This window comes from Sulfitobacter sp. HI0040 (assembly GCF_001634885.1).
In the GTDB taxonomy this organism is placed as follows: Bacteria; Pseudomonadota; Alphaproteobacteria; order Rhodobacterales; family Rhodobacteraceae; genus Sulfitobacter.
The window spans coordinates 25828-34598 of the sequence record NZ_LWEX01000092.1 but is presented as its reverse complement, the minus strand read 5'-3'; the positions used below and the strand labels follow the sequence as shown (position 1 = coordinate 34598).

General features: G+C 67.3%; 10 protein-coding genes. 5 read left to right on the top strand and 5 right to left on the bottom strand.

The window, feature by feature from the left end; translation table 11 throughout:
• Positions 1-528: YeeE/YedE thiosulfate transporter family protein (locus A3728_RS07325; protein WP_161489581.1), on the top strand; the 528-nt coding region annotated here is incomplete at its 5' end.
• A 118-nt stretch (positions 529-646) separates the two neighbouring features.
• Entirely contained in the window at positions 647-2671 is a 2025-nt protein-coding gene (locus A3728_RS07320; RefSeq protein ID WP_067921625.1) for a PhoX family protein, read from the top strand.
• 52 nt (positions 2672-2723) lie between these two features.
• Here the strand turns inward: A3728_RS07320 and A3728_RS07315 are convergent, their stop codons facing one another.
• Entirely contained in the window at positions 2724-3722 is a 999-nt protein-coding gene (locus A3728_RS07315) for a zinc ABC transporter substrate-binding protein (protein ID WP_067921621.1), read from the bottom strand.
• A 77-nt stretch (positions 3723-3799) separates the two neighbouring features.
• Here A3728_RS07315 and A3728_RS07310 point away from each other — a divergent pair, with 77 nt between their 5' ends.
• From A3728_RS07310 to A3728_RS07300, 3 genes are read left to right on the top strand one after another with little or no spacing between them, the layout of a single operon-like run.
• Complete coding sequence (locus A3728_RS07310; protein ID WP_067921618.1) at positions 3800-4279, top strand: Fur family transcriptional regulator; 480 nt, start codon at positions 3800-3802, stop codon at positions 4277-4279.
• Complete coding sequence (locus A3728_RS07305; RefSeq protein WP_067921615.1) at positions 4276-5040, top strand: ATP-binding cassette domain-containing protein; 765 nt, start codon at positions 4276-4278, stop codon at positions 5038-5040. Before A3728_RS07310 ends, A3728_RS07305 begins: the two co-directional genes overlap by 4 nt.
• A 5-nt stretch (positions 5041-5045) precedes the next feature.
• Complete coding sequence (locus A3728_RS07300; RefSeq protein ID WP_201722120.1) at positions 5046-5840, top strand: metal ABC transporter permease; 795 nt, start codon at positions 5046-5048, stop codon at positions 5838-5840.
• A 74-nt stretch (positions 5841-5914) separates the two neighbouring features.
• Here the strand turns inward: A3728_RS07300 and A3728_RS07295 are convergent, their stop codons facing one another.
• From A3728_RS07295 to A3728_RS07280, 4 genes are read right to left on the bottom strand one after another with little or no spacing between them, the layout of a single operon-like run.
• Positions 5915-6322: a RidA family protein gene (locus A3728_RS07295; RefSeq protein ID WP_067921612.1), complete on the bottom strand. Its 408-nt coding sequence runs from the start codon at positions 6320-6322 to the stop codon at positions 5915-5917.
• A gap of 26 nt (positions 6323-6348) precedes the next feature.
• Positions 6349-7038, bottom strand: coding sequence for an ABC transporter ATP-binding protein (locus A3728_RS07290; protein ID WP_067921609.1), 690 nt, complete (start codon positions 7036-7038; stop codon positions 6349-6351).
• Positions 7035-7793: an ABC transporter ATP-binding protein gene (locus A3728_RS07285; protein ID WP_067921606.1), complete on the bottom strand. Its 759-nt coding sequence runs from the start codon at positions 7791-7793 to the stop codon at positions 7035-7037. The genes A3728_RS07290 and A3728_RS07285 overlap by 4 nt, the downstream gene beginning before the upstream one ends.
• Complete coding sequence (locus tag A3728_RS07280; RefSeq protein ID WP_067921604.1) at positions 7786-8769, bottom strand: branched-chain amino acid ABC transporter permease; 984 nt, start codon at positions 8767-8769, stop codon at positions 7786-7788. Before A3728_RS07280 ends, A3728_RS07285 begins: the two co-directional genes overlap by 8 nt.
• Between the last annotated feature and the right edge of the window lie 2 nt (positions 8770-8771).

Here is an 8771-nt window from a genome sequence, read left to right as displayed (position 1 = left end):
GCACTCGGTCTGGCGCTCTGTGCCGCGATGCTCGCGGCACCCTCCTTTCGCGGCAATATACGTGCCGTGCTATGGTCCTGCGTCGTGGGGCTGGCGATCATGTCGGGCTGGGCGCTGACCGCCTGGATTGCCCGGACCGGCTTTGCCCCCCAGACGATCGTTTCCCACAGCTACGCGGCACCCCTGGGCGATACCCTGATGTTCGCGATGCAGGGATCGGTGCGCCCGTTAAGCTTTGGCATCGGCTCTGTCGCCGGGGTCTGGCTGGGGGCGTTCCTCGGCTCGCTCTGGCGCGGCCACTTCCGCTGGGAAGCCTGCGAGGACCCGCGCGAATTGCGCCGCCAGATACTGGGTGCGGCACTGATGGGGGTGGGCGCGGTTGTCGCCATGGGCTGTACCATCGGCCAGGGAATCTCAGCCATATCGGTGCTGTCGTTCAGCGGGCCGGTCACGCTGGCCGCCATCGGTGTGGGCGCCGCCATCGGCCTGCGCCAGTTGATCGAAGGGTTCGGTCGCGCCCCGGTCTGACCGATAGGCGGCTTGCCGTTCTCTTTCGTACCTTTCACGCAAAACTCTCGCGCTTGTCATCTGGCTGTGACAGAATCGCAGCAATTCCTGCATCGGTCCACCAGAGAGGAAAGCTGCCATGAACCGCCGAGACATCGTCAACGATCCCGCCATCGGTAACCGCGCCGAAGCCTTCGAGGCTTTCGACGACATCCCCACCAACCCGGATCTGTCGCGCACCATCGGGGATGTGATCAACGCCCGCTACGGCCGCCGCGACATGCTGAAGGGCATGTTGGGCGTTACCGCCTCCACCGCGCTCTTCGGCACATCCGCTCTGGTCGCCCCCACCCCGGCAGGTGCTGCCCCCACCAGCCGCTACGTCTTTGACGAGGTACAATGGGGCAACGACACGACCCATCACGTCGCCGAAGGATACGATGCGCAGATCCTGCTGCGCTGGGGCGATCCGGTCACCGCCGACGCGCCCGAATTCGACGTCATGAACCAAACGCCGGAGGCGCAGCTGCGCCAGTTCGGCTACAACAACGACTACGTGGGGTTCCTGCCGCTGGGCGATGACGGCAAGCGCGGCCTGCTCTGCGTGAATCACGAATATACCAACGAAGAGGTGATGTTCCCCGACCTGCCCCCCCGGCAGGACAAGGCGGATTTCGGCGACATGCAGGCAAGGTTCGTGGATATCGAGATGGCCGCCCATGGCGGAACGGTGGTGGAGATCGCCCGCGACGACGCAGGCCAGTGGCAGGTGGTGCGCGACGGGCGCTACAACCGCCGGATCACCCCGCTCGAGACCGCGATGACCCTCGATGGCCCCGCCGCGGGGCATCCGCGCCTGCAGACCAATGACGACCCCACGGGGAAACAGGTGATCGGCACGCTCAACAACTGCGCGGGCGGCATGACCCCATGGGGCACATGGCTGATGGCGGAGGAGAATTTCCACGGCTACTTCTGGAGCGACGCGGAAGAGACCGACGGCACGGCAACGGCAGACAGCGGCAACCCCGAGGCGACGTCATACGGGCGCTACGGCGTACCCGGCAAATGGTATGCATGGGGCCGGTTCCATGACCGGTTCAATATCGACAAGGAGCCGCGGATGCCCAACAAGTTCGGCTGGATCGTCGAGGTGGACCCGATGGACCCGGAGTCCGTTCCCGTCAAACATACCGCGCTGGGACGCTTCCGCCATGAAGGTGCCGAAACCACCGTCAGCAGCGACGGCAGACTGGTGGTCTACATGGGGGACGACGCGCGTTTCGACTACCAGTACAAATACGTCTCCGACGGCACCGTGTCCGACGACCGCGCCGCCAATGGAAAACTGCTTTCCGAAGGCACGCTTTACGCCGCGCGTTTCGACGAGGACGGAACCGTGCATTGGTTGCCATTGATCCATGGGACGGGTCCTCTCGCGGCCGAAAACGGCTTTGCCGATCAGGGCGACGTGATGATCGACGCCCGCATTGCCGCCGACCTGCTGGGCGCCACCCCCATGGACCGCCCGGAGGACGCGCAACCCCGCGGCGACGGCGCCGTCTATGTCATGCTGACCAACAATACCCGGCGCGAAGACGCGAATGCCGCCAACCCCCGCCCCGACAACGCCTTCGGCCATATCATCGAGATCCGCGAAGACGGCGGCGACCACGCGGCGGAGCGCGGGACATGGTCGATCCTCGTGCAATGTGGCGACCCGCAGATCGCGGGCGTCGGTGCGCAGTGGAACCCCGACACGTCGGAAAGCGGCTGGTTCGCGAGCCCCGACAATTGTGCCATCGACAACGCCGGAAGGCTCTGGGTTTCGACCGATCAGGGCAGCAAGTGGGACAAGACCGGCAAGTCAGACGGGCTCTATGCGCTGGAAACCGAAGGTCCGGCGCGCGGCACCGGCAAGCTCTTCTTTCGCTGCCCCGTCGGCGGTGAGATGTGCGGCCCCTATTTCACCCCGGACGATGAAACGCTCTTTCTCGCCGTCCAGCATCCCGGCACGGACGGAACGAAAGCCCTCGAAGGGTTCGAGCGGGAAAGCACTTTTGCCGACCCGGCCACCCGCTGGCCGGATTTTGACCCCGCGATGCCGCCCCGCCCCTCCGTTCTGGCGGTGACGAAACGCGGCGGCGGCAAGATCGCCGGGTGACGCAACTTTCGCCGGGGCGTTCCGCACCAGCGGACCGCCCCGAAGCGGCAGATCAATCCCCCGGAGCGAGGCAATCCCTCAGGGCTCCGGCCATGTCACGCAGCAGCGCAGGGTAAAGGCCCGCCCCCGGCTCCAGCCCTGCCCCCACGGGATCGAGCGTGCCGAAACGGACCTCGCTGCCTTCGGTCGCCGTTTCCAGCAAGCGTCGGTCGGTCTGCGGCTCGGCAAAGATGCACAGGATGCCGCGGTCCCGCACCGCATCGCGTATTTCGGCAAGCCGTGCGGCACCCGGTGCCAGGGCTTCGGTATCGGCCAGCGCGCCCGAAGCCTCTATACCGAACCGGGCTTCGAAATGATGATAGGCGTCATGCGCGACCAGAAACGGCTTTCCCCGTGCGGGTGCGAGAGTTTTGGCGATTTCCTCCTCCAGCGCGGCAAGCTCTGCCTGACCTGCGCGGGCGTTCTCAAGATAGAGCGCGGCATTGTCGGGGTCCTGCTCTGCCATCGCCTCCGCGATGGGGCCGAGCCAGAGTGCCGCGTTGCGCGGATCGAGCCAGAGGTGCGGGTCGCCGCCTGCATGGCCCTCTTCTTCATGCTCATCCGCCTCGTGGCCATCCTCCTCATGCTGCTCGTCCATCCCTTCGGATGCTTCCTCCGCGCCATGCGCGTGACCACCGAAAAGCGCCCCCTCCCGCAGGGGCAATGCCAGCGTGCCGGACACTTCCGCCAGTGTCAGCACCTCCGCCTCGGGGGCCAGACTGTCGATGGACCCGCCCAACCAAGGGGTCAGCACCGGACCCACCCAGACCACCAGATCGGCTTCCGACAGGCTGCGCGCCTCCGACGGGCGCATGGCGTAATCATGGGGGGAGGCACTGGGCGGCAGCAGCAGCGAAGGCGCGCGCCCGGCCCCCTCCATCACGCGGGAAACGAGCGCATGGACGGGTGCGATATCGGTCGCCACCCGGGGCACCTCGGCCCGGAGAAGGGTCGGTATCGCAGCGGTCAGGGCAAGGCCGAGCGTCAGCAGGGCGGAACGTGATCTGGGCATGGCGGACTCCTTGGGAAAGTCGGGGCTTGCTACCTTGTATGTTATAACATATCAATAGCCAAAACGCAGGACATCCCATGACCGCCCTTGGCTTTACCCAGCACGATCACGCCAAATGCGTCCGCTCCGGCCTCGCCGCCGCAGAGGCCCAGTGCCGCGCGCGCAAGCTGCGGCTGACCCCGGTACGCCGCCGGGCGCTGGAAATTCTGCTTTCGGAGCATCGCGCGCTGGGGGCCTATGACCTGCTGGCGCGACTGTCCGAAGAGGGCCTCGGCTCCCAGCCGCCGGTCGCCTACCGCGCGCTCGATTTTCTGGTGAAGGCGGGTTTCGCCCACAAGGTCGAGGCGCTGAACGCCTATCTCGCCTGTGCCCATCTGGGCGATGACCATGCGCCCGCCTTCCTGATCTGCCGCGCCTGCCGGTCGGTCGCCGAAACAGCGACGACCCCGCGGCAGGGCCGCCTCGGTGCCGCGGCCGAGGAAGCCGGGTTTCTCATCGAACGCACGGTGGTCGAGGCGCAGGGCCTCTGCCCCGCCTGCCGGAAGGCTGCCGCATGAGCCTCATCGCCGCCCGCGGCCTCGGCCTGCGGCGCGATGGCCGCTCCATCCTGGAAAACGTCAATTTCTCCATCGAGAAGGGAGAGATCGTGACGATCGTCGGCCCCAACGGATCGGGCAAATCCAGCCTGCTGCGCGCGCTCATCGGCGCGATGGAGCCGGATGCGGGCCGGGTGGAGCGTATGCCGGGCCTGCGCATCGGCTATGTTCCCCAGAAGCTGCATATCGACCCGACGCTGCCGCTTACGGTGCGGCGGTTCCTGTCGCTGCCGCGTCGCTGGCCGCGCGCCGCGCTGGACGCGGCGCTGGCCCAGGCCGGAACGGCGGATCTGGCGCGGCGGCAGATGACGGATCTTTCGGGCGGTCAGTTCCAGCGCATCCTCCTTGCCCGCGCCCTGCTGGGAAACCCCCACCTGCTGATCCTCGACGAGGCGACGCAGGGGCTCGACCAGCCGGGTGCCGCGTCTTTCTACCGGCAGATCGAGGCAGTGCGCGCCGAACTGGGCTGCGCCGTCCTGATGGTGAGCCATGATCTCCATGTCGTCATGGCGGCCTCGGACCGGGTGCTCTGCCTCAACGGGCATGTCTGCTGCGAAGGCGCCCCCGAAGTCGTGGCGGACGCGCCCGAGTACCGCGCGCTCTTCGGGTCGGGCACGCAGGGCGCGCTGGCGCTCTACCGGCACGATCACCACCATTCACACGACCACGATCACCATCATGATCACACCCATGACCATGCAGGCCGGGACGCGAACCCATGATGTCCCTGCTGGATGATTTCGCGGTCCGCGCGGCATTGGCGGGGCTGGGGGTCGCACTGGCCACCGCGCCGCTGGGGTGTTTCGTGGTCTGGCGTCGCATGGCCTATTTCGGCGATGCCACCAGCCACGCGGCCTTGCTGGGGGTGGCGCTCGCGCTGGCCACGCAACTTCCCATCCTCGCCGGGGTGCTCATCGTGGCCCTGTTGATGGCGCTGGCTGTCACCGGTCTTACCCAGCGCCGGCTGGGGCAGGATGCGCTGCTGGGGGTGCTGGCCCATGGTGCGCTGGCGGCGGGGCTGGTCGCGGTTTCGCTGCTGCCGGGGCGGCGGATCGACCTGCAGGCCTATCTCTTCGGAGAGATACTGGCCGTCACCCGCGCCGATCTGGCGGTGATCTGGATCGGTGCCGCTGCCGTGGGCGCGCTGCTCGCATGGCGCTGGTCGGCGCTCCTCGCGGCCACGCTGAACCGCGATCTGGCGCAGGCGGCGGGGCTGAAACCCGCGCGCGAGGATCTGGTGCTGACACTGGCGCTCGCCATCACGGTCGCGGTGGCGATCAAGGTGGTGGGCGCATTGCTCATCGCGGCGATGCTGATTATCCCCGCCGCCGCCGCGCGGCCCCTCGCCAGCAGCCCCGAGGTCATGGCGCTCTGGGCGCTGGTGCTGGGCGGTGTCGCCGCTTTCGGCGGGCTCGCCGGATCCTTCCGCTTCGACACGCCCACCGGGCCCAGCATCGTGGTGGTCGCGGCGCTGCTCTTCATCGCGGCCCATGTCTACCGCGGCCTCCGCCAGCGAGGCTAAGACCCCCTTCTCATGATCGGAAATACTTCGCGGGGGTCCGGGGGTGCGACACCCCCGGCGGGCAGCCTCGGAACTCAGCCCCGCGCGGAGGAAAGCACCGCCGTCGCCTCGATCTCAACCTTGGCGTCATCCTCGACCAGTGCGTTGACCACCACCATCGCCATGGCGGGGAAATGGCGGCCCATCACTTCGCGGTAGGCCCGGCCCACCTCCGCCTGCGCGGCGAGGTATTCGGCCTTGTCGGTGACATACCATGTCAGCCGGACGATATCCTCGGGGACACCGCCCGCCGCTTCGACCACGGCGCGGATGTTGCGCAGCGCCTGCGTCATCTGGCCGATGAAATCATGCGCCTCGAAGCGCTGGTCCGCGGTCCAGCCGATCTGGCCGCCCACGAAAAGATGCCCGTCCGCGCTGAGGATGCCGTTGGCATAGCCCTTTGCCGGTGCCCAGCCTTCGGGCTGAATGACTCGATGTCCCATAGTGATCCCCTTGAGTCTCTCCCGGCTCAGACGCCGAGGTATGTATCGGCGACCTGCCGGTCCAGATCGCGCATCGCACCGGCCCAAACGGTGCGCCCCCGTTCCAGCACCACGGCCCGGTCCGCCACGCGCCGCAGTTCAGCCAGCGATTTATCCACCACGATGAGCGCGAGCCCGGTGTCGCGCTTCAGCGTCGCCACCGCGTCCCAGATCTCCTGCCTGACCACGGGGGCGAGGCCTTCGGTCGCCTCGTCGAGGATCAGCAGGCGCGGATTGGTCATCAGCGCGCGGCCAATAGCCAGCATCTGCTGCTCGCCCCCCGAAAGCAGCCCCGCCTGCTGGTCGCGGCGTTCGCCCAGACGCGGAAAGAGCGTGCAGACACGGTCGTAGTCCCACGCGCCCGGGCGGGCGGCGGCGATCAGGTTTTCATAAACGGTGAGCGGCCCGAAACAGCGCCGCCCCTCGGGCACCAGCCCCAGACCCGCTTGTGCGGCCTTGTGGCTGGGCATCGGGCCGAGGTCGCGGCCATCGAACGTCACCTGCCCCGCCGAATGACGCAGCATGCGGCAGATCACCTTGATGGTGGAGGATTTGCCCATCCCGTTGCGGCCCATCAGGGCACAGACCTCGCCTTCCTCCAGCGCAAGGTCCACACCGAAAAGCGCCTGCGACGGCCCGTAGGAGGCGCAGATGCCTTCGACCGAAAGAAAGCTCATGCCGCGTCCTCCGCACCCAGATAGGCTTCGCGGACCACCGGGTCGCGGCGGATGTCCTCCGCCCCGCCGCTGGCGATGATCTTGCCGTAGACCAGCACCGAAATACGGTCCGCCAGCGCGAAAACCGCGTCCATGTCATGTTCGACCAGCAGGATCGGTGCCTCGCTGCGCAACCCGTCGAGAAAGCCGGTCATGGATTTTGACCCGCTCGCCCCGAGCCCCGCCATCGGCTCGTCCATCAGGAACACCTTCGGCTCCAGCGTCAGCGCCACGGCGACCTCAAGCTGGCGGCGCTGCCCATGGCTAAGGTCCGCCGTGCGCTTCATCGCGTGGTCCTGCAGGCCCACGCGTTCCAGCGCGCCCATGGCACGCTCGCGCAGCTCTCCCTTTGCCATCACGGGGGCAAAGAAACGCATGGCCCCGCCGCGCCGCCCCAAAGCGCCCAGCACCGCGTTCTGCAACACGGTGTATTCCATGGCGAGCGAGGATATCTGGAAGGTCCGCCCCAGCCCCGCGCGCGCCCGTGCCACGGTGCCCAGCGGCGTGACGTCTTCGCCGTCGAACCAGATCCGCCCGGCGTCGTTGCGCAACCCCCCGGCGACCTGTTTGATCAGCGTCGATTTCCCGGCACCGTTCGGTCCGATCAGCGCATGGATCTCGCCGGGCATCACCGTCAGCGACACGTCATCCGTGGCTTTCAGCGCGCCGAAACTCTTGCTCAGGTTCTCCACCCGCAGGATCGCGCGGTCAGTCATGCGCCACCTCCCGTCCCGCGACGGTGCCGATCAGCCCGCCCCGGGCAAAGAGCACCACCATCAGGAGCAGCAGGCCGAGATAGACGTGCCAATATTCGCTCAAACCCCCGAGGACATGTTCCAGCAGGATGAACAGGGCCGCCCCGGCCACCGGCCCGTAAAGCCGCCCCACCCCGCCGAGGATCACGAAAACCATGATCTCCCCGCTGGTCTGCCAGCTGAACATCACCGGGCTCACAAAACGGTTGAGGTCGGCGAAAAGCGCCCCGGCAAGCCCGGTGATCGCCCCGGAAATCACGAAGGCCACGAGCCGCAGACGATAGGGCGCAAGGCCCACGGTCTCCACCCGCTCCGCGTTCTGGCGCGCCGCCGAAAGGGCGAGGCCGAAGGCGGACCGCGCCAGCCGCCCGGCAAGGAGCAGCGCCAGCGCCAGCACGACGAAGGCGATGGCGAAGAACTGTATCGGATCGAGCGTATTCAGCCCCGGAAACCCGTTGCGCACATAGATCGAAAGCCCGTCCTCCCCGCCGTAGGCAGGCCATGAGATCGCGAAGTAATAGAGCATCTGCCCGAAGGCGAGCGTGATCATGATGAAATAGACACCGCTGGTGCGCAGGCTCAGCGCGCCGATGGCCAGTGCCGCCAAGCCTGCGACAACGATCGCCACCAGCCAGATCACCGGCATGGACTTCGTGCCCTCGATCAGGAAAGGCGTCTCCATCAGCGGTGTATAGCTTTGCGCGTGGGCGGCGAGAATGCCCATGGCATAGCCCCCCAGCCCAAAAAAGGCGGCGTGCCCCAGCGACACGAGCCCGCCGAGCCCCAGCGCGATGTTAAGGCCGACGCCCGCCAGCGCGAGGATCGCGGCCTTGGTCGCAAGCGTGATGATGAAAGGTTCATCCAGCAGCAGCGCCGCCCCGGCGGTCACGGGCAGCAGCAGGAAAAGGACGATGTTCAGGATGGCTTCGCGGCGCATGG

Excerpts from the sequence above, each read along its gene's own strand:
- A3728_RS07285 (WP_067921606.1), bottom strand. The coding sequence starts at position 7,793 with ATGACTGACCGCGCGATCCTGCGGGTGGAGAACCTGAGCAAGAGTTTC.
- A3728_RS07280 (WP_067921604.1), bottom strand. The coding sequence starts at position 8,769 with ATGCGCCGCGAAGCCATCCTGAACATCGTCCTTTTCCTGCTGCTGCCC.
- A3728_RS07305 (WP_067921615.1), top strand. The coding sequence starts at position 4,276 with ATGAGCCTCATCGCCGCCCGCGGCCTCGGCCTGCGGCGCGATGGCCGC.
- A3728_RS07295 (WP_067921612.1), bottom strand. The coding sequence starts at position 6,322 with ATGGGACATCGAGTCATTCAGCCCGAAGGCTGGGCACCGGCAAAGGGC.
- A3728_RS07290 (WP_067921609.1), bottom strand. The coding sequence starts at position 7,038 with ATGAGCTTTCTTTCGGTCGAAGGCATCTGCGCCTCCTACGGGCCGTCG.
- A3728_RS07310 (WP_067921618.1), top strand. The coding sequence starts at position 3,800 with ATGACCGCCCTTGGCTTTACCCAGCACGATCACGCCAAATGCGTCCGC.
- A3728_RS07315 (WP_067921621.1), bottom strand. The coding sequence starts at position 3,722 with ATGCCCAGATCACGTTCCGCCCTGCTGACGCTCGGCCTTGCCCTGACC.
- A3728_RS07320 (WP_067921625.1), top strand. The coding sequence starts at position 647 with ATGAACCGCCGAGACATCGTCAACGATCCCGCCATCGGTAACCGCGCC.